23 protein-coding genes are annotated in these 23,573 nt (G+C 37.5%); 2 read left to right on the top strand and 21 right to left on the bottom strand.

The genetic code is table 11. From position 1 onward, the window contains the following. Nucleotides 1-131: 131 nt before the first annotated feature. The 8 genes from NON16_RS15310 to NON16_RS15275 form a co-directional block, all read right to left on the bottom strand. The gene (locus tag NON16_RS15310; RefSeq protein ID WP_257350264.1) at nt 132-632 is read right to left on the bottom strand and encodes a flagellar protein FlgN; all 501 of its coding nucleotides are present in this window, start codon (nt 630-632) and stop codon (nt 132-134) included. A 12-nt stretch (nt 633-644) separates the two neighbouring features. Further along, on the bottom strand, nt 645-911 hold the full coding sequence (gene flgM / locus NON16_RS15305) for a flagellar biosynthesis anti-sigma factor FlgM (protein WP_257350263.1): 267 nt from the start codon (nt 909-911) through the stop codon (nt 645-647). Nucleotides 912-941: 30 nt separating this feature from the next. Continuing rightward, nucleotides 942-1,337 carry a TIGR03826 family flagellar region protein gene (locus NON16_RS15300; protein WP_257350262.1) on the bottom strand — a complete coding sequence of 132 codons (396 nt, stop codon included), beginning with the start codon at nt 1,335-1,337 and terminating at the stop codon, nt 942-944. 130 nt (nt 1,338-1,467) lie between these two features. Continuing rightward, complete coding sequence (locus NON16_RS15295) at nt 1,468-2,139, bottom strand: ComF family protein (protein ID WP_257350261.1); 672 nt, start codon at nt 2,137-2,139, stop codon at nt 1,468-1,470. 29 nt (nt 2,140-2,168) lie between these two features. Further along, complete coding sequence (locus NON16_RS15290; protein ID WP_257350260.1) at nt 2,169-3,677, bottom strand: ATP-dependent helicase ComFA; 1,509 nt, start codon at nt 3,675-3,677, stop codon at nt 2,169-2,171. Nucleotides 3,678-3,709: 32 nt separating this feature from the next. Then, complete coding sequence (locus NON16_RS15285) at nt 3,710-4,561, bottom strand: DegV family protein (protein ID WP_257350259.1); 852 nt, start codon at nt 4,559-4,561, stop codon at nt 3,710-3,712. A gap of 257 nt (nt 4,562-4,818) precedes the next feature. Then, nucleotides 4,819-5,523, bottom strand: coding sequence for a response regulator transcription factor (locus NON16_RS15280; protein WP_257350258.1), 705 nt, complete (start codon nt 5,521-5,523; stop codon nt 4,819-4,821). Continuing rightward, the gene (locus NON16_RS15275) at nt 5,520-6,671 is read right to left on the bottom strand and encodes a sensor histidine kinase (protein WP_308216616.1); all 1,152 of its coding nucleotides are present in this window, start codon (nt 6,669-6,671) and stop codon (nt 5,520-5,522) included. Before NON16_RS15275 ends, NON16_RS15280 begins: the two co-directional genes overlap by 4 nt. A 337-nt stretch (nt 6,672-7,008) precedes the next feature. Here NON16_RS15275 and NON16_RS15270 point away from each other — a divergent pair, with 337 nt between their 5' ends. Further along, the gene (locus tag NON16_RS15270) at nt 7,009-7,659 is read left to right on the top strand and encodes a YigZ family protein (protein ID WP_257350257.1); all 651 of its coding nucleotides are present in this window, start codon (nt 7,009-7,011) and stop codon (nt 7,657-7,659) included. A gap of 79 nt (nt 7,660-7,738) precedes the next feature. After that, complete coding sequence (locus NON16_RS15265; RefSeq protein ID WP_257350256.1) at nt 7,739-8,749, top strand: LCP family protein; 1,011 nt, start codon at nt 7,739-7,741, stop codon at nt 8,747-8,749. Between the two features lie 41 nt (nt 8,750-8,790). On the opposite strand, the gene NON16_RS15260 is transcribed toward NON16_RS15265, so the two are convergent. From NON16_RS15260 to NON16_RS15200, 13 genes are all read right to left on the bottom strand, one after another. Beyond that, a complete protein-coding gene (locus NON16_RS15260) occupies nt 8,791-9,420 on the bottom strand; it encodes a GumC domain-containing protein (RefSeq protein WP_257350255.1) in 630 nt (209 codons plus the stop codon). Beyond that, the gene (locus NON16_RS15255) at nt 9,389-10,894 is read right to left on the bottom strand and encodes an O-antigen ligase family protein (RefSeq protein WP_257350254.1); all 1,506 of its coding nucleotides are present in this window, start codon (nt 10,892-10,894) and stop codon (nt 9,389-9,391) included. Before NON16_RS15255 ends, NON16_RS15260 begins: the two co-directional genes overlap by 32 nt. A 90-nt stretch (nt 10,895-10,984) precedes the next feature. Beyond that, nucleotides 10,985-11,695: an acyltransferase gene (locus NON16_RS15250; RefSeq protein WP_257350253.1), complete on the bottom strand. Its 711-nt coding sequence runs from the start codon at nt 11,693-11,695 to the stop codon at nt 10,985-10,987. Between the two features lie 19 nt (nt 11,696-11,714). Beyond that, a complete protein-coding gene (locus NON16_RS15245) occupies nt 11,715-12,824 on the bottom strand; it encodes a DegT/DnrJ/EryC1/StrS family aminotransferase (protein WP_257350252.1) in 1,110 nt (369 codons plus the stop codon). 23 nt (nt 12,825-12,847) lie between these two features. Then, complete coding sequence (locus NON16_RS15240; RefSeq protein ID WP_257350251.1) at nt 12,848-13,972, bottom strand: glycosyltransferase family 4 protein; 1,125 nt, start codon at nt 13,970-13,972, stop codon at nt 12,848-12,850. A 30-nt stretch (nt 13,973-14,002) separates the two neighbouring features. After that, nucleotides 14,003-15,223 carry a glycosyltransferase family 4 protein gene (locus tag NON16_RS15235; protein WP_257350250.1) on the bottom strand — a complete coding sequence of 407 codons (1,221 nt, stop codon included), beginning with the start codon at nt 15,221-15,223 and terminating at the stop codon, nt 14,003-14,005. A gap of 38 nt (nt 15,224-15,261) precedes the next feature. Next, nucleotides 15,262-16,314, bottom strand: a complete 1,053-nt coding sequence (gene wecB / locus NON16_RS15230) for a non-hydrolyzing UDP-N-acetylglucosamine 2-epimerase (RefSeq protein WP_257350249.1) — start codon at nt 16,312-16,314, stop codon at nt 15,262-15,264. Nucleotides 16,315-16,390: 76 nt separating this feature from the next. Then, on the bottom strand, nt 16,391-17,731 hold the full coding sequence (locus tag NON16_RS15225) for a nucleotide sugar dehydrogenase (RefSeq protein WP_257350248.1): 1,341 nt from the start codon (nt 17,729-17,731) through the stop codon (nt 16,391-16,393). Between the two features lie 25 nt (nt 17,732-17,756). Continuing rightward, nucleotides 17,757-18,767, bottom strand: a complete 1,011-nt coding sequence (locus NON16_RS15220) for a Gfo/Idh/MocA family protein (RefSeq protein WP_257350247.1) — start codon at nt 18,765-18,767, stop codon at nt 17,757-17,759. Nucleotides 18,768-18,784: 17 nt separating this feature from the next. Continuing rightward, complete coding sequence (locus NON16_RS15215) at nt 18,785-19,684, bottom strand: NAD-dependent epimerase/dehydratase family protein (protein WP_257350246.1); 900 nt, start codon at nt 19,682-19,684, stop codon at nt 18,785-18,787. A 12-nt stretch (nt 19,685-19,696) separates the two neighbouring features. Next, a complete protein-coding gene (locus NON16_RS15210; RefSeq protein WP_257350245.1) occupies nt 19,697-21,031 on the bottom strand; it encodes a flippase in 1,335 nt (444 codons plus the stop codon). Beyond that, nucleotides 21,018-22,298, bottom strand: coding sequence for a glycosyltransferase (locus NON16_RS15205; RefSeq protein ID WP_257350244.1), 1,281 nt, complete (start codon nt 22,296-22,298; stop codon nt 21,018-21,020). The genes NON16_RS15210 and NON16_RS15205 overlap by 14 nt, the downstream gene beginning before the upstream one ends. Before the next feature lie 96 nt (nt 22,299-22,394). Next, nucleotides 22,395-23,456: a glycosyltransferase family 4 protein gene (locus tag NON16_RS15200; RefSeq protein WP_257350242.1), complete on the bottom strand. Its 1,062-nt coding sequence runs from the start codon at nt 23,454-23,456 to the stop codon at nt 22,395-22,397. Nucleotides 23,457-23,573: the final 117 nt, after the last annotated feature.

The following is a 23,573-nucleotide window of genomic DNA, read 5'->3' as shown; positions in this document are numbered from 1 at the left end:
GGATGTTCAAAAAGTCCGGGGCCAACACGTAGTTGGTCAGTTCGACGTTATCATACGATGTGATGCGTTTAGTCGAACCTCCTATTAGTTGCTTCGACAACCCTGTTTGTTCTTCTTTTTAAACACATATTCTATGCTTTAGAGTCAAACATCGATTGACGTCGCCCGTAGTTGTTCGTGTTATTAGCTTGACCAGTCCGTTCATACGTTGCTGGTTGCTTCGGCCCCATCAATGAAAGCGATGCATTCACAAACTGCAGCGACTGCCTGGTTAAGTCATGATTCAATTCATTTTGTTTTCGAAGCTGACCAATTGTTTCTCGTAATTCCTCCTGGGACTTTTCAAGTCGTTCCTGATCATCCACATTGTAAAAGCGTATGATTTGAGATAAGGATGGGCTATTGTCAGCAATTATGCCTTGCCCTTTAAGGAGTGCCTCAACTTCTGCGACACGTTCATTTTCTACTTTTTCAATCGATTGAACCGACTTCTCTTCTTCCTTCAATAACGTGTCCAATTTACTAATGTCATTTTGCTTTAAAGCGTCCGTTTTTTGCACGGAAATCCCAAGTAATTGTTCATGTGCCTTCTGTAAATCGGATAAGAGTCCGACCATTCGTTCCGCGTTCACAGCCTCACTCCCTTAACTCTTTGTCCAATAATCAAAAAAGCGTTCTGCAACCTTGTCAGATTGAACCTCGTACTTACCAGCTTCAATTTCACTTTTCAATCGTTCGATCTTTTCTAATCGTTCCTTAGACTGTACGTTGGTTTTCTGCATTTCAAGTGCCTCTTTTGAGATCTGGAGCTTATCCTGTTTCATCTGTTGGTTTAACTGCTCTTGGGGACGATTTACCTGGTTTTTATATGGATTAGTATTGTGTATATTTCCATAGCCGTTGATTTTCAAAGTAATTTCCTCCTTATCAGCAGTTGGCTTCTATTTTTCTGTATAGTACGTAATTCGGTTGTTGTCCATTTCCTTTTGCGTAAGGTGATCGTGCGTACGAAGGTCACTATTCATTCGCTTCTTACACGAGTTACAAATCCGACCATCATTAATGTTGAGTCCACAGCTTTCACAAGGGTATGAGATGTTTGGCAGCTGGTTGGCTCGGATCCTGCCTTCTTTCACAAAGCGGATAATTACTTTCTCTGGAACCCCCGTTGCTTCATACACTTCCCATAAAGATGCTTCACGGTTCGCCTTCTTTCGGATGAACTTATAAACCTTATCAAACATTTCCTCTTCTTCTTTATAACACGTATCACAGACAACATGATAATTTTTCACGAAAATACGGTTGCACTGCGGGCAGTTTGCTAATTCCGCCATCTGCTTGCTCTCCTTTAAGTACAAGTTCAGAAGTAACGCTGACATTCTGAACTTACCTTCTAATCCATTCTATCTTCTATATCGGATGAAACCGCGATAAGTTTAACGATTCGAGTAGGATTAGTAAGAATTACCCTCTTGCAACCGTAATTGATGAGACAGTTCGGGCACCATGATCTAGTAATATCTTCCCTGCCGCTTGAATCGTAGCCCCTGTCGTATAAAGATCATCGACAATCGTGACATCGGCTCCAGTAATTGTTTCCCGGAATTCGTCATTCAATGTAAAAATAGCTGCATGTTGAAGACGCTCTTGTTTCGACTTTTTACTCTGCTTTTCTTCATGAACCGGTCTCTCTAGCGCCTTATAAAATGGCTTCCCAATCAATTTCGCAATCAGCTCTGCCTGGTTAAACCCTCGCTCATATTGCCGTTCATTACTTAACGGAACAGGCACAAGTAACGTCCGCTTGAATTCCTTTTTGAAAAGAACACGTAAATCATGTTCGAAGAGCTTCACCAATTCAGCATCACCCCGGTATTTATAGCGTGCCATTATTTCCTGTAAAAACGGATTGTACTGATAGAGCGACCGATTTTTCGTGATAGAATTGCCCACGTCTCCCCATTCCACACAATCGAAACAAAGATCACCTTGGCGATATTGCTCGGGAAATATCGAAAAAGAGCGCCCACACATTCGGCAAATCTCGCCATTGACTCGCTCAAGCATCGAGGAGCATTCTGAACACACGCTCAACGGATCATTTCTGCCGAACAAATCTCCCCAGCCTAGTTTCAATCGTTGTTCCTCATGACATGAGAGACAGTTCATCTACTCGTACCGAATCCCGCTCGCTGGTTGTGGCTCTTGATTTCTCGCTTCGCTGAAACCATTGCGGTCGTTTTTCCATAGTGGAAATAAACGACTTCCCCGTATGGATCCCCAATACTACGTCCGACACGACCTGCAATTTGTACGAGCGCATTCGACGAAAACACCTCATGATCTGCCCCAATTACTCCTACATCAATTCCCGGAACCGTTACCCCTCTTTCAAGGATCGTCGTCGTTAATAACATCCTAATCTCTCCCTTTCGAAATCGTCTTATTTTTTCAATACGATCTAGATCACTGGCATGCACGGAATCTATTCCTGGATACTCTTTTAAAATAGAATGAATCGTAGTGAGGTCATCAATTGTCGGAACGAATAGGAAGGATTGAACGCCACTTGTAAGCTTGTTATCGATCCATTTATGAATAATAGGTGGAATTCGTCCCTTCTTTAAAAGCTTCGACCAGTTTCCACACCATTTAAATTCGGGTACAGGGAGTGGATACCCGTGAAATCGCCTCGAGATGTGAATTACTTCAAGCTGTTTTGTGTGAACCCGACGTTTCATCTTCTTAGATGGAGTTGCAGAAAGATAAATGCGTGTTGCCTGGTCAGTTGCAGCCTTTTTTACTGCAAATTGTAAAGTAGGGTCGAACGAATATGGAAAGGCATCCACTTCATCCACAATAATGACATCAAATGCTTCCTCAAACCGGAACAACTGATGTGTCGTAGATAAAACAAGTGGTGATGGCGCCGCAAGCTCAGAATGGCCTCCGTACAATGAAACCACTCCTGCCTTAGGAAAGGCACGCTCAAATCGAGGGGATAACTCTGTAATCACATCAGTCCGGGGCGAAGCTAAACAGACCCGTAATCCTTGTTGCAACGCACGGTCAATGGCTTCAAAGAGGATCTCAGTTTTCCCTGCTCCACAAACTGCCCACACTAACAGTTCCTTTGGCTTACCAACAACCCCACACATCTGTTTCGAGGCTTGCTTTTGGAGTTCTGACAACGTGCCTTCCCATTCTAAAAAAGAATGGGATGTAAGCGCGACGTTCGGAACAGGACCTGTCCAACGAATGAGTGGTGTACATTGACTAACGCGCCCCATCATAATACATTTCCGGCAATACACACACGAATCTTCCTTACAACGAAAACAGGCAAAAGAAGCGAACAAGGAAGGATCGTCATTTCCACATCTCTGACAGCTTAAATGATTCTTGGAGGTTGCGATCCCTTTTTCATACAATAAATAACCATGTAAATAATGAGAATGGATTTGTTCAATCGGAAAGGGGAGTTCATCGAACAATAGATGACGACCTAGGAGGTGAAATTGAAGATCTTGGTTATACGAAAAACTCGGATCAAGTGGAAACATGTTTATTTCTGGAAGTAGGTTCAACGATTGAAGTGATGTATTCGAAGTTTGAACGAGAGGTTCAGGACACAGTGTACTACCTTTTTGGGAGGAAACAGAGGCAAACCGCACTAGCGTTGCACCCATCTAACTTTCAATTGCATTTAGTCTTTCACCCATGTAAGCCCAATGCTTCCTTCTCCAAGGTGGGTCCCAATCACCGCACCAAAATAGCTGATAATGACTTCTGCATTTGGAAACGCTTCTTCAAGTTGGCTTTTATATCGTTGGGCTTCTTCTTCCCGGTTTGCATGAATGATTGAAATTTTCGCTCGTTCTTCGGTTCCTAAATCTTTATGAATCAATTCAAACAAACGTTTGATTGCCTTTTTACGGGTACGGATTTTTTCAAAAGGAACGATCTTTTTATCCGTGAATTTCAAAACAGGCTTAACCTGAAGGAGGTTGCCAACAATAAATTGAGCACTGTTTAGTCTGCCTCCACGATGTAAATGACTTAGATCATCAACCATGAAGTACGCCGGAACCCCTTTAGCCCGCATGTCTTTCAAACGTGACATGATGACCTCTGCTTCTTGGCCTACATTAGCCATTTCTGCCGCTTCGAGTACATAAAACCCTTGAGGAAAAGCACTAATTTCTGAGTCAAACAGATGAACATTAATGGAATCAACCATATCCGCAGCGGACATCGCACTTTGATATGTGCCGCTGATCCCACTCGATAATGTAATTACCACAACGTCAGTGAACCCTTCACCTGCAAGTTTTTCATATTTCTCAGCAAACATACCGGCAGCCGGCTGTGATGTTTTTGAGAGCTTACCTGTTTCTCTTACGTGTTTATAGAAATCTAATGCGCCTAGCTCGAGCTCTTCCTGATACGATTCATTCCCGAAAATGACGTTTAACGGAACCATATGAATGTTGTGCTCATTTCGAAGTTGCTCAGGCAAATAGGCGGTACTATCAGTTAATACGGCAACTTTGCTCATACCATAACCCTTTCTGTTGTGTTGCTTCTACTTATGTATTTGACTTCACTAACGAATTACCTTCTTATTTTAGCAAAAAACCGAAAATGAAGTTCGCATTCTTTAATGTTAACCATAAAGAAGGATCTTTGTTAACGATTAGATCAGCATCAGAAATTTACGCAATAAAAAAGGGCCTCCCGTTTTAATCGAAAGACTCCTTCCCAATCGTCTAGTTCCACACTCTTAAGCCAGAACTGTATTTATCCCAAAATGATTCAGTTCACTTTCACCCAACCGTTTTTAATCGCTTCAACAACAGCCTGGGTCCGGTCGTTCACATTCATCTTCTGCAAAATGTTACTTACATGGTTTTTAACCGTTTTTTCACTAATGTATAGCGATTCACCGATTGAACGGTTGCTTTTTCCGTCAGCAAGCATTTGTAGCACTTCACACTCTCGACGCGTTAAAATATGTAACGGCTTACGATATTCAACCTCTTTAAACCCAACTTCGCCGCCATCTCTACCATGCGTCTTCATTCGACGAAATTCACTCAATAGATTAATCGTCACTCTTGGGTGTAAGTATGCTCCACCATCCGCAACCACTTTAACCGCATCAATTAAAGCGTCTGCATCCATTTCCTTCAATAAGTAACCAGATGCACCGGTCTGAACCGCGTGGGTCACATACGCTTCATCATCATGGATCGATAAGATGATCACCTTGATACCCGGAAACTTTTCAACTAAGCGACGAGTTGCCTCAACACCGTTGATATTCGGCATGTTAATGTCCATCAATACGACGTCCGGGTTATGATCATCGATGATCGCGACAGCTTCCTGTCCATCGTCACCCTCAGCTACAACCTCAAAACCATCTTCCATGTCTAGGATCCGCTTTACACCTTCACGAAATAGCTTATGGTCGTCTATTAACGCGATTCTTGTTTTCACAGCGTTTACTTGTGTCATCTCACTGCCTCCTGCTTATTAATTGGTATTTGGATTAATATTAATGTACCTTTACCCTCTTTAGAGTCAATCATCATGTTTCCTTCTAATATTTCGATGCGCTCCTTCATACCGACAATTCCAAACGAATGCTCACGTTCCTGGCTTGTATCAAACCCTCTGCCATTATCACGAACGAGAATCGATAGCGTATCCTTAAACTCAACCTTCACTTGGATTTCAGTCGGATTCGCATGTTTACAAGCATTTTGCACGGATTCCTGCACAAGTCGATAAACAGCGACCTCCATTTTTGATGGAAGCCTGCGCTCGTTCCCAAGCACCTTCATATCGATGTGAATTCCTGTTGATTGTGCCAGCGTTCTAACATATTTTTCAAGGGTTGGCGTAAGACCGAGATCATCCAAGGCCATCGGACGTAAATCATAGATAATACGACGAACCTCAGCGAGTGCCTCTCTCACCATTTTCCTTAAATCCTTTAATTCTTGATGGGCCTGGTTAACACCTTGTTGCATGTAAATTTTCTCGATTAGTTCTGAACGTAACAACACATTTGCAAGCATTTGAGCCGGTCCATCATGGATTTCCCTTGATACCCTTGCTCGTTCATCCTCTTGTGCTTCAATAATCTGCAGCCCGAACTCTTGCTTTTCTTTTGCGCTTTTAATGTAATCCCCAACCTGACGTAGATCGCCATCTAGGTAATTTAAAACCACACTAATCTGACTGACTAGACGCTCGGCCCGTTCCACCGTTTCCTTTAAACTCAGCAAACGTCGTTCAATGTCATCACGCCGATCTCGTAAAGCCGTTTCTTTTTGTCGCAAGGAAATAAGTTCGATTTGAAAATGGCTAGCCGTTTCATAGGCAGTCTTGATTTCTTCTTCGCCATATTTCTCAAAATGTTTACTTACCTCAGCTAAACGTGACCTCGCATAACGGGTTTTTGTGTCTAGTGCATCGCCGCTTTGGATAACGTCCAGCACTCTTTCCTGTATCTCTTTTAATTCCATTGTAAGCTTTTCAAATTCTTGCCTCGATTGCTCTCCAATCTCAAAGATTTGCTCTTTACTTTCGGCAACTGTCGCAATCGTTTTATTTAAAATTGTGTCGATACTTTTAGGGTCCATCGTCTTTGTGATCATTTTTAAAAGTACCTCCCCATAATACTGTACCGAACAACCCGGGATGAAATCTAGGTCCTTCTTACCTAATTATCCAAAAGACCTAAATCCAAAATTTTCCCCTACATACACAATGTTCGATTTCAGTCATGCATTTATGACTTTATTACTTGATTTTTTCATACTATTTCAAGAAAATTTTCTTCTGTCTACCAAGTGAAAATTCAGAAGCCTGACTATACAAGTTTATACCATCCTCAAAATGATCAACTAATTGTCGATAAAAAAATTCACCGTTTATCATTTGGTACCTTTTCCACTATAATGGTTGTAATTGACTGATCAATCGGAGGAAAACATGCTTTCATCATATTATACCGTAAAAGGCTACGGAGAACACGAACATACCGTACAAAAGTCTAAATTTATTGCTTATATCAATCGTGCTGAGACCGAAGAAGCTGCACAACAATTTATCAAACAGATCAAGAAAAAGCACCATGATGCGAACCATAACTGTTCCGCGTATATGATCGGGGAAAACGATGAAATCCAAAAAGCAAACGATGATGGGGAACCAAGTGGTACAGCAGGCGTCCCGATCTTAGAGGTTTTAAAAAAGCGAAAATTAAAAAATACAGTAGTAGTAATTACCCGATACTTTGGGGGAATTAAACTCGGAGCCGGAGGATTAATCCGTGCGTACGGGACTTCTACCTCAGAAGGACTCAATGCGACAGGAATCGTCGAGCGGAAACGAATGTCTATATTACGTTTTACAGTGAATTACACATTACTTGGTAAAGTAGAAAACGGACTTAGGAACTCTACCTACTCCATCAAATCTATACAATACATGGAAAATGTCGAATTCAATATATATATACCAATAAATGGAGAACAAAAATTCATTGATTGGATTATTGATCTAACTAATGGTTCTGCAAAAACTATTGATATAATCGACTCTACTTTTCTCGAAACAGAAATAGTGATTGATGAAATTTAAATCTAATTATATAATAGAAGCTTGATACGTCATATGGTACACGGACCCATTTAGCTTATTTTAGAAATGAGGTAATTTTTTGGAAAGGTCAAGGATCACTCAAAAACGAAAGAAGAGAAGAAAAAAAGGTCTCTTAAAAATATTTGCTTTAACTGTTCTAATACTTATCTTGGGCGCTGCTGGATACAGTGGTTATCTAGCTTATTCAATAAATGAAACAGCAAAAGATAGTTATAAGGAAATTGAAAAATCTGATTTAAGAATGGAAGATGTAGCTTTAGGAGAAGACCCTGTCACAATATTAGTAGTAGGAATTGAAGATTATGCAGGTGGTAAAGGGCGTGCTGATGTAATCCAACTCTATTCAATTAATCCAAAAACAAAAGAAAAAGTAGTTGTAAGTATACCACGAGATACAAGGGCTTATATTGAAGAAGTCGGTTATAAAGATAAAATTACTCACTCCTATTCTTATGGAGGGATTGAAGCTACAATAGATACCGTAGAAAATCTACTCGATGTACCCATTGATTATTATGTTACCACGAACTTCAAAGGCTTTGAAGACACTGTAGATGCACTTGGTGGTATAACGGTTGATGTTCCATTTGACTTCAAATATTACGATACAGATGGACGTTGGGTTACGTTTGAAGAAGGAAAAATGAAACTTGATGGACGTGAAGCATTAGCATTTGTAAGAATGCGCAAGGATGATCCCCAAGGTGACTTTGGAAGGAACAAAAGACAGCAGGAAGCAATAAGTGCCATGATGGAAAAAGCTACTTCATTCAGTACAATTACGAAGGTAGATAATGTGTTAGATTCACTTGGAGATAATGTGACAACTAATATTACCATTAAAGAAATGTTTGCACTACGTAACTTCTATAAGGATTTACTGAGCAAAGGTTTCGAAAAGCTAACTGTTAAAGGTGAAAATGCCTATATCGATGGTATTTATTTCTATGAACCTGATGATGAATCCATTGATAAAATCTCAAGGCAATTAAGAGATTTACTTGAAATTACAAATCAGCCTTCAGGTGAGAATGAAGAACAGAATTCAGAAGAAACAACATACCAATAAACGAAAGGCGCTGACTCAAAGAGAGTCGAGCGCCTTTTTAATCAATCCCTTAGTATTTCCGGTATGGCTAAGATAAAGACGTTTAACATTAGTCCAACTAGAAATCCAAAGATCCCTCTTTTTAATTCATCTGTTTGAGATGTTTCCACATTGACGGGTTTGTATATTTGGCTATTTCTTAATTCATATAGTTCTTTTTCTGCCTTATAAAAAGCTTCATCTTCATTTGAAAAACTCTTATCATTTGTATTTTTAATTTGCTGTTCTAGGCTCTTTACTCTTTCTTTATATACTGAATTACTTTTCCCCATAAAGCTATCCACAACAATTTTCAGATTTTCTTTGGCCTCTTCCTTATTATCACCTGTTAAAGATATAACGAGAATTTTACCTGTCTTACTCTCTGTTGTAATCTTATCTAAAAAAGACATTTTTGAATTTACTAGGTCATTCAAGTACTTTTCAGATTCTAATAACTGCAACAATGCTGTTTCATTCGTAAAATTAGTATCTTGAAAATTACCTAACATTATTTCAGCCTCAGCTGTGTAAGCTGTTGGTACTTGAGCTGCTAAAAAATAAGATAATAACCCTGTTACCACTGGTATTAATATGAGGAACCATAAAAACCTTTTTATTCTAATTCTTGTACGTTGTAGAATGCTGTTCATACTGATAATCCCTCGCATTTGTCTTATTTAGATACAAGTAATTTAAATACCCAAGTCCAAAGGCAAAAAGTAGCCACGTATAACTTAATGTCATTACGGAACTTGGACTAATACTGGAAATGGAAAAGACGATAAACCCAATAAAAAGTGCCTCACTAATCATTTTTGTTTGACTTGATACACTATTTTTAAAAGCTTTGTACAGCTTAAAAATAATTCCGAAATAAATAAGCACATAGCCTGTAAAAATTAAAAGGCCATAATTCACCATGATTTCAGCCCACCAGTTATGTAAATTAGTTTGGCCGTATGTCGGATAAATACTTAAGTTTTTAATATAATACTCTGCATTACCTGCCCCAATACCAAATCCAAAAGTATCCTGTACAAACTCTATTCCATTTCTCAGCAAGTTCTTCCTTATATCAACAGACCCTTCCTCTACTTCTGGGTTACCTAACACACTAGCAAGTTCATTAATTACATTACTAACTAAAGCTTTAACCCTCTCAAAGAATAGGATTCCACTCAAAAGAGATAAAATAACTCCAATCCAAAAAATTCTAATCTTTTCTTTCTTACTTGCTAAAAGTAAATACCAAACTAAGAAACCGAGCAGTACAGCAATTACACTCGCCCTTGAAGTACTTACTAATATTAGATATAAGCCAGAAAGCAAAACGAAAAGCCCTAGTATTTTATACATGATATTCTTCGAATGATTAAAAAGAGAAAAACCAAAAAAGATACCAATAGCCATAAAGCTTGCATAATCATTTTCATTTGTAAATACTGCAGATGGTCTTCCTTGAATATAGGCAGGAGCAGTGGCTAATCTAGAGATTGGTAAATGATTATGAGTAATGTGGTTCCAGAACCCTAACAAAATAAACAAAAGATCTGCAGCAAGCCAGAGATAGAAAAACACAAGATAATCTCTCTGCTTATACAAAAACAATATAACAAATAGGATAGTTAGAACACCGGATACTAAAAAGAGAAAATCTTTGATACCTAGTGTCACTGAACGAACCCAAACTAATGACAGTAGGCCGTATCCCACCCAGAATAGAAAGAAATAAACGGTCGGTTTTACCCTAACAAATTTTGCTTGGAGTATGTATTTTCTCTGGAACAATTCTATTACTAACCAAAGAGTCATAACACCTAAAAATACTCGGTAGGGGAATACTCCAATTGGTCCAACGTCAATACTAATTATTCCTGAGCCAATGAAAAAGCTCCCAATTAAAAGATATATAATTAATATTGGGATTGGAAGTTTTATATCATAAGCTAATCTTGCAAAGTATAATGTCATCAGTATACCCGAAATTATTATACCAAACAAAATTAAGTCCTTCCAAGAACTAACAGCATAAACATTTTGAATTGACCATGCTGCAAGAAAGGAAAATAGCATAGCGTAAATAAGTTGATAAGTTTTTCTTGTGGGAACAACTAAATTCCTCATATAGAACTCCTTGAATATGGAATAATCATTTATAACTATTTACTAATAACACTTCTAAAAGGGATGGGTATTACCCATCCTTTTTAGGTATTACTGGTTGCGCAATAATTGGTCTTCCGGTACATTTCTTAACTTTTTAGCTGGAGAGCCGACTACGAGTTCTTCTCTTTGTACATCCTTAGTAACCACACTTGCAGCCGCTACTGTACCGTCCTCGTGAATGGTTTTACCAGGTAGAATGGTGGAATTAGCTCCCACTCTACCACCATCTTTAATTGTTACACCTTTAAATTTGTCATATCTTTCTTTTGATCGAGCCATATAATTGTCATTGGTAGTGACGACGTATGGAGCTACGAAGACATAATCGCCTAATTCTGAATAAGCTGTTATATAGGAGTTCGTTTCTAACTTACACTTCACGCCAATTTTACAATCGTTTTCAACCGCTACTCCACGACCCACAATTGTACGCTCGCCCACAATTACACGTTCACGAATAGTTGCTAGGTCAGCAACGAAGACTTCTTCGCCCAAGTGAGCATTAGCATAAATGATGGATGATGTACCGATTGTAGACCCTGCACCAATAATAGCTGGAGGTAGCTTCTTCACATCCGGAAGGATAGAATTCTTTGCTCTCGTTGGCTGTTTACCAATTACAACATTATCTTGGATGATTACATTATCTCCTATTTGTGAACCTTCATAAATGATAACATTATTGCCCACTGTTACATTGGTACCAAATGAAACATATTCTTTAACAACTACATTTTCTCCAAGTGTAGGAGATACCATTAAAAAACACCCTTTTCTATTACTTGTAAAATTTTCGAATTGTTTCTACCACATATTCTTGCTGTTCTTGTTTCAATTCTGGGAACATTGGTAATGAGATAACTTCTGAACAAGCTTTTTCTGTTTCTGGTAAATCTCCTTCTTTATAACCCAGTTCAGCGAATACTGGTTGTAAATGTAATGGTTTCGGATAGTAAACCATTGAAGCTACACCATTTTCCTTAAGAAATACCTGTAATTCATCTCTCTTTTCAACTCTAATTGTATACTGGTGGAAGATATGATAGTTGTGTTCTTCGGCATACGGTGTTACAACATGATCTCCCACTTTTTCATTAAGTAAAGTTGTATAAGTTTCTGCATGATCGCGCCTTTGTTTACTCCAATCGTTAAGATGAGGAAACTTGACGTTCAAAATTGCAGCTTGTAACTCATCAAGTCGGCTATTGTACCCTAATACATGATGGTAATACTTAGGCTTACTACCATGAACACGGATGACTCTCATCTTTTCTGCTATTTCTTCATTATCAGAAACAATCATACCAGCATCGCCATATGCACCAAGGTTTTTGGTAGGAAAGAAGCTATAGCAAGCTGTAGTTCCTAGCTCCCCAGGCTTTTTCCCTTTATATTCTGAACCAATAGATTGAGCGGCATCCTCAACAATAGAAAGATTATGTTTTTCTGCTATTTCTAGAATTGGATCCATATCAGCCATCTGACCATAAAGATGAACAGGAATGATTGCCTTAGTTTTGGGAGTAATTGCTGCTTCAATCTTTGATGGATCTATATTATAAGTCTTAGGATCAATATCAACAAATACAGGAACTGCACCAATTCTAGCTACTGCACCAGCTGTCGCAAAGAATGTAAAAGCAGGACATATTACTTCCTCGCCTGGTTCTACTCCACAACCGAGAAGTGAAATATGTAGTGCGTCACTTCCATTAGCCACACCAATACCATAAGCAACATTGCTATATTTAGCAATATCCTTTTCTAGTTTTTTTACGTTGTCACCTAAAATAAATCTTGAAGATGACATGACTTCCTCTAGAGCAGTGTTAATATCCTGTTTTAAATTAAAGTATTGTTCACTTAGGTCAAGCATTGGTACGTTCATCTTAATACCCCTTTTCAACGGAATTATAATTTATTATAAATTTCAATTAATTTTTTACTTTCCTTTTCCCAGTTGTACAACTCCAATACCGCATCTCGCCCATTTTTCCCCATTGTTTGTGCAAATTCTGGATTATCTATCAATTGTCGGATTGCATTAGATACTTCGTCAATATCCAATGGATCAACACAAATCCCACAATCATTCCCTTCAACAATTTCTTTCCATAACGGGAAATTAGAAGCTATAACGGGTATGCCAGCCGACATGTACTCAAACATTTTTATCGGTAAGGAAACCACAAAGCGTGGCTCGGGATGGAGGAGGACAAGACCTGCTTGAGATTCACCTAAAGCTTGTCTAACTTCTATTCGATTAAGTTGTCCTCTGTAATCAACATGCTCCCAGCCAGATAGTTCCCTTACTTCATCCTCTAATTCTGGTGGTGCGAATTTACCACCAAGTATAAACTCAACAGAAGATTTATCATTTGATTCCTCGACAGCACTAATCATCTCCACGATTCCTCTCAAACGATAAATACCACCGATGTAAATGACTTTCCCCTTTTGAGATATAGAGGATTCAATTTCATCTGTTTTTGTATTCTCCACTGCTAATTCCTCAACTAATGGATAATTATGAATCGTTACAGTGTTTGAATTATATGTTTTAAACCTTTGTTCAATATGGGGTGTCGCCGTTACAATCGCGTCAAACTTTCTCGATGCCTTTTTTTCCACTTTTTCTACTATATTAGAAATAAACTTTCTAATCATCCTTGGAATCCATTGCTTCGATAAAATTTGTTCTGGGACATCTTCATGGACATCATAGATTACCTTTTTGCCGAGTTTTTTTAATTTTAATCCAATCGGTATTAATTCAGGATCGTGAAAATGATAAACATCAGCATTTTGCATTTTCGCCTTTTGAAAGACGTTAGAGGTTGTTTTAGTGATTCGTTCAATGGGGTGTCTCGGATTTGAAGAAACTCCAATTATTTGCACTCCATATTCAGTTCTATTTTTTTCATTCGGTACAATGTAACTCACATCATGTCCATCTCGTGCTAGAGACTGACATTCTTTTATAACAATTCGGGTATCTAAACCCGAATGCACAGAGGTTAAGTGACATATTTTCATTACATTCACTACTTTCAACTACAAGTGTGATTACTTTGTTATATTTACCAACAAATCGTCTACAATTCGTTTCCACGAATATTCTCGTTCTACAAATTCTCTCCCGTTTTGTGAGAGGTCTTCGTATTTTTCATTACTCATATTAACACAGTCTATAATTTTTTCTGCTAAATCTTGAGGATCTTCCGGTTTGGAAATTACCCCGCAGTAATTTTCACTGATTAACTTCACACTTTCACCAGCACCCGAAAATAATACAGGTGTTCCGGTGGAGAGAGCAGGAAAAATCTTCGATGGCCTTGCGCCTTTAAATAAATCAATATTTTTTAATGTTACCAAACTAAAATGTGTGATTGAAAAGATCTCTGGCATTTTAGTTACTGGAACAGGATCATGAAAAATAACATTTTCTAAACCTAACTCATTAGCTTGTTTAATCAAATTTTGTCTTTCCGGCCCATCCCCAACAAATAAAAATGAAATTTGTCCACAACCCTTGTCCTGAACAATTTTAGCTGCGTTTAAAACGGAATCTAGCGCTTGAGCATACCCCATTCTTCCAGCAAATGTAAACACCTTTTTCTCGGTGAGCTTAAGGGTATTCAGCAGCTCCTTATTTTTAGATAATGGAGAAAATTGTACCGTGTTCACCCCATTAGGTAGTAAAAAAACATCCTCGATATCCTTTCCATTTCGAATCATATAATCCTTGATACCTTCAGTTGCCGTAGCAATTTTCCATGACTTTTTATATAGGAATGACTCTAATCTCTCCGCTAATTTTATAAAAGATTTATTTTTTAATATTCCTAATTCAACAGCTGACTCGGGCCATATGTCTGCTACATTAAAAACAAATTTTGCATGTTTCATTTTAGATGCAATGTATCCTGTTATCCCTAAAAACAAAGGAGGGGATGTACAAATAATTACATCTGTTTTCTTTGCCTTAATTACAGAAAAAAAGGCGCTGAATGTAAAAGAAAAATAGGATATTAGTCGTCTCCAGAAACTACCTTTAGGAGAAGGATAAATCCAAGACCGGTGAACAGGTATTCCATCCAATACTTCAAATTGATAGAACTTCCCTTTATATTCATCAGGAATTATACCATGTGGATGGTGAGGAAAAGCTGTAAGCACCTCAACCTCATGCCCACGATCGATCAGTTCTTTCCCTACTTCATACAACCTTATCTGGGGTGCACCGACCTCTGGTGGAAAGTTTTCACTTAATAGAATTATCTTCATTATTTGTTACCCTCACTTAAATTTACAACGAAAAATTGTTACAAAATTTCTTCAACAATTTTTTTTGAAGCATCTGCTCTACCAAAATGGTCTTTATAAATCGGCTTTACATTTTTTACTGTTGCTTCAATTATTTGTTCTGTGTTGGCACCGACCAATATATTTGCTTCATACTCCAGTGTTTCAACCCATTCTGTTTGATCACGCATGGTTACACAAGGAACACGTAAAAAGTAGGCTTCTTTTTGGACTCCACCCGAGTCAGTTAATATTTTGGTTGCATTAGCCTCTAGCTTTAACATGTCTAAGTAGCCAACGGGATCAATGACCGTTAGTTTTGGTATTGAGTCCAAATTCAAACCATATTCTTTAATTTTATTTCTTGTTCTCGGATGCATCGGCCAGACCTTTTCCTCTACAATCTGTTCAAAAGCCTTTAATATACTCGTAAGTCTTTTTGGATCATCCGTGTTTTCTGCTCTGTGTACTGTAATTAAATGATAGGTTTTCGAGACTAATTTATTCGACTCCAAAATTCCCGATTTGTTTTCTGCTAGCTGCCGATTATATTCAACAGCATCATACATTACATCCCCAACATTAATAATCAATTCGGTGACATTCTCGTTCTTTAAGTTCTTAACTGCGGTTTCGGTTGGACAAAACAAATATTTTGAAACATGGTCAGTCATAATCCTGTTTACTTCTTCCGGCATGTGTTTATTAAAACTTCTTAAGCCTGCCTCTATATGAACAACCGGGATGTGAAGCTTTGCTGCAGCTAATGCACCAGCAAGAGTTGAATTTGTATCTCCGTATACTAAAACGTAATCGGGTTTTTCTGTTAGCAAGATCTCTTCAATTTTTTCTAGCATTAATCCAGTTTGTTTTCCGTGTGAAGAACTTCCAATTTCCAAACTGTAATCAGGTTTTGGTATATTTAATTCTTCAAAAAAAATATCCGACATATTTTTATCATAGTGCTGCCCAGTATGGACAATAAGTTCAGTGTGTTTTTTTCTAATCTCCCTAGAAACGGGTGCAGCTTTAATGAACTGAGGTCTTGCTCCTAGAATTGTAATGAATTTCATTTATATTACTCCAATCTATAATAAAGGAATCCAAAAAAAAGTTAGCGTAGAGTATTGTCTACGCCACCCCTTTAACTTAGAGTTTGTAATACTTTTCAGGCTTTTTGTAATCTTTTAGAGCGTTTCTTGTATCAAAAATAACAGGACTCACTTCGGAGATTAATTCATAATCGAACTCTGAATGATCGGTAGTTAAGAGTACTAAATCCGCTTCTTTCAAAACATCGTTCGAGAGACCCACAGGTTCAACTACTTCTTCCCCAAGCTTAAATGATTTAACGTGAGGATCAACGACTACGAAGTCTGCTCCTTGCTCTTTTAATTGTTCAAGAATATCCAATACTGGAGATTCCCTCACATCATCAATGTCTTTTTTATATGCAACCCCCAACACAACTACTCTTGAGCCGTTTAGTGGTTTCTTTTCTTTATTTAAGATTTGCATGGAACGCTCAATAACGAATTCAGGCATACTATTATTAATTTCGCCCGCAATTTCGATTAAACGCGTGTGATAGTTATATTCTCTTGCTTTCCATGTTAAATAAAATGGATCAATAGGAATACAGTGGCCACCTAGCCCCGGACCTGGATAAAACGCCATAAACCCATAAGGCTTTGTTGCAGCAGCGTTAATTACTTCCCAGACATCAATACCCATTTTGTTACACAAAATCGCCATTTCATTTGCTAGAGCAATATTTAAATGTCTGAACGTATTTTCAAGGATCTTTTCCATTTCGGCTACAGATGGACTTGATACCTCATGTACATCTCCTTCTAGTACGTTCCGATATAGTGAAGCGGCAATTTTTGTACATGATGGTGTGATTCCACCAACTACTTTTGGAGTATTTTTCGTATTGTACACTTTATTACCAGGATCAACACGTTCTGGCGAATAAGCGATGAAAATTTCTTCTCCACAAGTTAAACCAGTTCCTTCAAGAATTGGTTTTAACACTTCCTCTGTTGTACCCGGATATGTTGTACTTTCAAGCACAATTAACATCTGTGGGTGGAGATATTTCGCGATTTCTTTTCCAGAGCTTTCTACATAGGACGTATCAGGCTGTTGATAAGTATCTAGTGGAGTAGGGACACAGATTGCCACTGCATCTACCTCTTTAATTAATGAATAATCAGTTGTTGCTCGGATTGTCCCATTTTGAGTATATTCAACAAGTTCTTCGTCCACTACATCCCCGATATAATTGATTCCTTGGTTAACCATATCAGTACGTTTTTCTTGAACATCAAAACCTATTACCTTATAGCCAGCTTTTGCTTTTTCTACTGCTAAAGGCAAGCCTACATATCCAAGGCCGACTACACCTATAGTTGCTGATTTATTTTCGATTTTATCAAACAATGATTGTGCATTTTGATTTAATGAAGTTTGGTTAGATCCAGACATTTTTGTAATCCCTCATTTCAGTTCTTTATAATTTAACAGGCCTGTTAGTTTCTGCTGATTCATATAGTCCTATGACTAGTGCAAGAGCATTCTTACCATCTTCACCAGTGACGATAGGTTCTCGGTTATTACTTACTGCTTCAATCATGTCTTCGATAATACATTGGTGACCCGGCTTACCTAATGGATCGGACTTCACGCCATCGATAAGATCATTCGTAACCTGGTCATCCATGCCCTCGATGTCTATATGTTCAATAAGTTTGGCAGTTGTTCCCCCGATCTTCAGAGTTCCAGTTTCACCAAAGATGCTTAAGGTTTCTTCAAGGTTTCGAGGGTAAATAGTTGTTGCTGCTTCAATTACTCCTAACGCACCACTCTTAAAACGTACGGTTCCGATGGAGACGTCCTCTGCTTCTATGTTACGTAGTCTTGTAGCACCCATGCTAAATACTTCCTCTACTTCTCCCATTAACCAGACCAACAAGTCTAGATTGTGAATGGCCTGATTCATCAGTACTCCACCATCTAAAGATTTGGTGCCTCTCCATGGTGCCTGATCATAATATTCCTGATTCCGGTTCCAGCGAACAGTAGCATTTGCATGACTTAATTGCCCAAATCTTTCAGCGTCCATAAGTGCTCTGGTTTCCATAATTGCAGGGCGAAACCGGTTTGGATGTACAACAGATAGCTTTACATTGTTTTCCCTACAAGCATCAATTATTCGATCTGCATCCTTAATAGTTAGCGCAATTGGCTTTTCTACTACTAAATGTTTCCCTGCGATTGCTGATTTAACCGCAATATCTGCATGATAGCCACTTGGTGTACAAATGTTTATGACTTCAATCTCTTTCAAAGCGAGCATATCATCTAAATTAGTAAACCCTTTTGTATCATTTTGTTCAATAAATGGTGCCATTCGTTCAGGTACTGTATCGCATACTGCAAATAAGTTTGCACCTTCTGCATTATTTATTGCTTCTGCGTGCTTCTTAGCAATATGTCCACATCCAACGATTGCAAAATTCATGTTTCTTAAACCCCTTTTTATTCAAGTTCTTTAATCATTTTCCTTATACCGGCTTCAACTGAGTAACTCGGCTTGCAACCCGAGGCTGTAATAAATTTAGTATTATCTAATTTACTACGGTAAATATCCCCTTTTCGGGCTTCAATGTGTTTAGGGGATATGTTTTTTTCCATCTCCTGTATCATGATTTTACAAAGCTCGTTAATCGTTATTTCTTTATTCGTACTGACGTTATAAACACCACTACTAGTATTTAGTGAATAGAGATGTGCTTTCGCAATATCCTCTACGTAAATAAAATCCCTTGTTTGACCACCATCACCCTCAATTTGTGGTGGTTGATCTTCAGCTAAGGCATCATAGAAGATTCTGATGACCCCTCCTTCACCTCTAGTCGATTGTTTTGGACCGAATACATTGGCGTATCTTAAAATAACGTAATCTATGTTATTTATTTCACAAAGAGTTTCAATATATTTTTCAGCAGTCATTTTAGATATACCATAAGGAGACATAGGCTTAAGTTTACTCTCTTCTTGAATTGGCAAGTTATCATTATCCCCATACACAGCTGCAGAAGATGCAAATATAACTTTTTTAACTTTTGATTTTTTAGCAAACTCCAAGACTTTTAATGTGCCTTCAATATTTTGTTTCATATCGTATATTGGATCTTCAATTGAAACCGGGACTTGAATTTGGGCAGCAAGGTGCACTATGACATTAATTCCAGTTTCATTATCCAAAACAGAAAGGTCATGGATATCTCCTTTATAAAAGACATCCTTTTCGTTAATATTTGATTCACTACCCGTAGTTAAGTTATCCAAAATAACTACCTCGTGCCCTTCGCGTTTTAAAAGTTCTTTCGTGTAAGTACCGATAAAACCGGCACCGCCAGTTATTAATACCTTCATGAAGTACCCCCATTATGATTTAGCTAATCTTACTTTCAACTGCTTCAATATCCTAGTATACAGGTAAATGTCTTTCTTTTGAATCAACAGAAAATTATGGTATCTTTCATTTGTTACTTTTTTATATAAGAAAACCTTAATGACCAAACTCTGGAGATAAGTCAGTGTAGTTGAGGCAGCTGCTCCGACAACCCCGTAAGTTGGGATCATATACAAATTTAATCCAATATTAAAAAGCACATTGAAGATTGACACGTACATATTTAATTCTGGTTTTCCTCTACCTGCTATATCATTTGAAAGTAGCTTCTCCACCGACAAGGCTGCAATACCCGGAAGTAACCACCTTAACAATAAAGAGCTTTCCTCATAATCTTCGCTAAAAAATACATCAATCAGTATATCTGCAAAAAGAAAAATTGATAGTGATATTAAAACAATAAAAACCAAGAAATTTCTAGTAAGAATCGCGGTCACTCGATTTCTGTCGATATCATTATTAACCGAAGCAATTCTAGGCAGCAGAACACTGGATAAGGATTGAGCAAAGATTGATAAGCGCTCTCCTATATTAACTGCTATTACATAGATACCAACAGCAGCAGGATTTATAAAATATCCAAGTAATAAAATATCTACCCTATAGTTCAAAAAAGACATCACATTACTTATGTGGGCCTTCAAGCCGAATAATACAGATTTCTTAAAATACACTAAAGATAATATACCTTTTTTGTATCTAAAATGGTACTTTTTATACAAAACGTAAATAATTGATATCGTTGTAATGAAATGACCGAGAATAAAAGAAATGACCGCCCCTTTTAATCCCTGTTCCATAATTACAACGAACAAAGTAACAAAGCAAAGGGTTCCTAGTTGAGTAATGATTAGAATGGTGTTGAATATCCCAAATTGCTGCAATCCCTGAAAGATTGTTTGAAAATAAATATTCAGAAACATAAATGGTAATCCGATTAAGCTAATAAGCAATAACATGTTAGACGTATCCTCAAAAAATTGCTCTGAAAAGAAAAAGGTTATAATAATCCCTACAATTACAGCTATAGAGCTTAAGAATACACCAACAAAAAGATTATTTTTAACTGCTGAATTGAGATCGATCTCATCCTTACTCACATAATAAATCGTAGATGTGTTGATTCCCATGTTTAAAAAGGTCATCAATAACTGTGGTAGTAGGATAATTAATGTATATTTCCCTTGCCCTGTTTTACCAAGATAATTTGCCAAAAGAACCAACAAAAACATACCTAATAAAATGCTTAAAAATTGCCTTGTAATTGTAATTAAACTATTTTTGGCAAAGCTGTTATTGGACTTCATAAATATTCATTTCCCCTAATTGATACAAGTGTTTAGCAAACTCCCAATAATTCTTTTCAGCATTATAATGGGTAGACCACATATTATAAGCATTACTACTTTTTGTTAGTTTATTTTCTACCATTAATGCTCCGAACTCTTCAATAGCATTCGTAATCTGGATTGGTGCTATGTCCTTGTTCAATAACTTTCCATTTTTCTCATTAACAAGCTCAGCTGTTCCGCCAACATTTGTAGCAATAACTGGGACACCACAACTAAAGGCTTCCATAATTGAAACTGGAACACCTTCACTTTCACTAACATTTATAAATAAGTCTACATTTTCCTCAAGATAAAATTTTAGCACTTCTTTGTTTGTTAAATTCCCAATAAAATCCCATTGCACATGACTTGGTAGTTTATTAGCAAGACTGATCAATTCTTCCTTTAAAGGACCATCACCAATGTGAGTCCATTTAATTGGGGTTTTTATATGATTAAGAGCCTCAATTAATAGGGATAACCTTTTTACCGGTAACATATAAGAACATGTCACTAGGTGTAGTCCTTCTTCTCCGGCTTCGTAATTGACTTGTCCGGGTTTCAGCGTTCCGAGTCGACTGACTTCTAAGTTTGACAATTGGATATCTCGATAATTCTTTTCTAGATAATTACGGCCATCTTCTGATATTAGGTAAACTTTGCTTAATTTTGATATTACTCTTGGCTGTAATGGCATATATGCTGGTGTATGGCGGTAAGCATATAGATCACCACCATGGGCCCGGGACACCACTATTATGTTATCCTTTTTTTCTTTAAGCATAGCTAATGCAATAGCCGCAGGGCTTAACCAATACGAATAAAACACATAGGATCTCAACGATGGATTTCCATTAACATACTCCGTCTCAAGCTGTTTCCGTATGTTAACCGCCATGCTTACCCAATTAATAAGCTTTAATATACCCTTCAACCCAAAACGAGTAGCTTCTTTCCAGTCAGATACTAGCCATCTTACGCCTTGGGGATCACCCAAAACAGAAAGGGTTCTTTGGATAAAAGTTAAACATTTCGATGCACTTAATTGACGCTCCAATGCTTTTACGATTACGTTTTCAGGTGCGCTTCTTATAGTATTGTTTTTTTGATAAGCCACAGGAGATACATAAATCCGTTCAAATTTCTCTGCAAGAAATTGTAATTCAGTTTCTAAAAAATGTTCTCCAGGCAAATATGGAAAGTTTTGAGTAATTAATACTAGTGTTTGTGATTTCATAATCATTAAAACCCTCATTCATTTTATGTATCAGAAAATTTAAATAAATTTTACATATTATACAAAAACCGTTTGTGACAAGCATCTCACAAACGGTTTTACCTATTGTCTTCCGGTTACTTTACGATAGAAATTAAGGAATGGTTTATACTTATCATTCACTAAGCCAACCATTTCTGCAATAAGTTGGAATGCAACTAGAAGTCCAAAGAGAATAAACAAAGATCCTATAAGTGTAGTTTCGGAAACGACCACTGCACTAATACTAAATAAAATTCCTAATGCATATATAACCAAAACCGTGTTTCTATGGGATAATCCAATTGCTAAAATGCGATGATGCAGATGTGATTTATCTGGTGCAGATATAGGTTTTTTGTTAATAATTCGTCGGATAATAGCAAAGGTTGTATCAAAAATGGGTACTCCTAGTATCAAAATTGGTACGATGAAACTGAATAACGTAACACTTTTATAAAGACCTAGTAGCGAAAGGATAGATATCGCATACCCTAAAAATAAAGCTCCCGTATCACCCATGAAAATTTTAGCAGGGTGGAAATTATAAAATAAAAATCCAATCGTACTTCCTATAAGAATTAAAGCTAAGGTTAAAATTAATTCTTTACCAGCCATCCCAGCCATAAAGGCAATTGTAGCGATGCCTATTACAGATATACCAGCTGCAAGACCATCGAGACCATCAATTAAATTAATTGCATTCGTAATTGCTACAATCCACAATATGGTTACAGGGTAAGCCCAAATTCCTAAGTCATAACGTTCTACAAAAAATGGAACACTGATAAAATCAATTTTCAAGTCCGTTGCAACCACAACTCCAGCTGCTATTATTTGTCCGAGTAATTTCATAATAGCGGAGAGCTCTAATACGTCATCCATGATACCTAAGCCGATTATTAGTGCTGCGCCAATTAAAATCCCAGTTAATTGTTCATCATATAACCCACCTGCAAAATATCCAGTTGCACAACCAATAAAAATAGCTAATCCCCCAAGACGGGGCATGACCTTTTCATGTACTTTACGGGTGTTTGGATTATCTGTTGCGCCAATTTTAATTGCAAATTTTATAATAAATGGAGTTATGATCAGGACAGTGATAAAGGATGCAATTAATGCGAAAATCATATTTTTGTCCATAATTGTATCTCCTTCTAAGTTAACCTCATTCTAGGTAAGAGTACCATAAATTCGACGAAAATCAATCATTTTTTTAATTATAAATGTCTCCTCAATCTTAGGTTTCGGTTACTATTG

Origin of the sequence: Pseudalkalibacillus decolorationis, from assembly GCF_024609785.1 — a bacterium.
GTDB lineage: Bacteria > Bacillota > Bacilli > Bacillales > Fictibacillaceae > Pseudalkalibacillus > Pseudalkalibacillus decolorationis.
The sequence above is the reverse complement of the archived record's forward strand: the minus strand, read 5'-3'. Positions and strand labels throughout refer to the sequence as shown.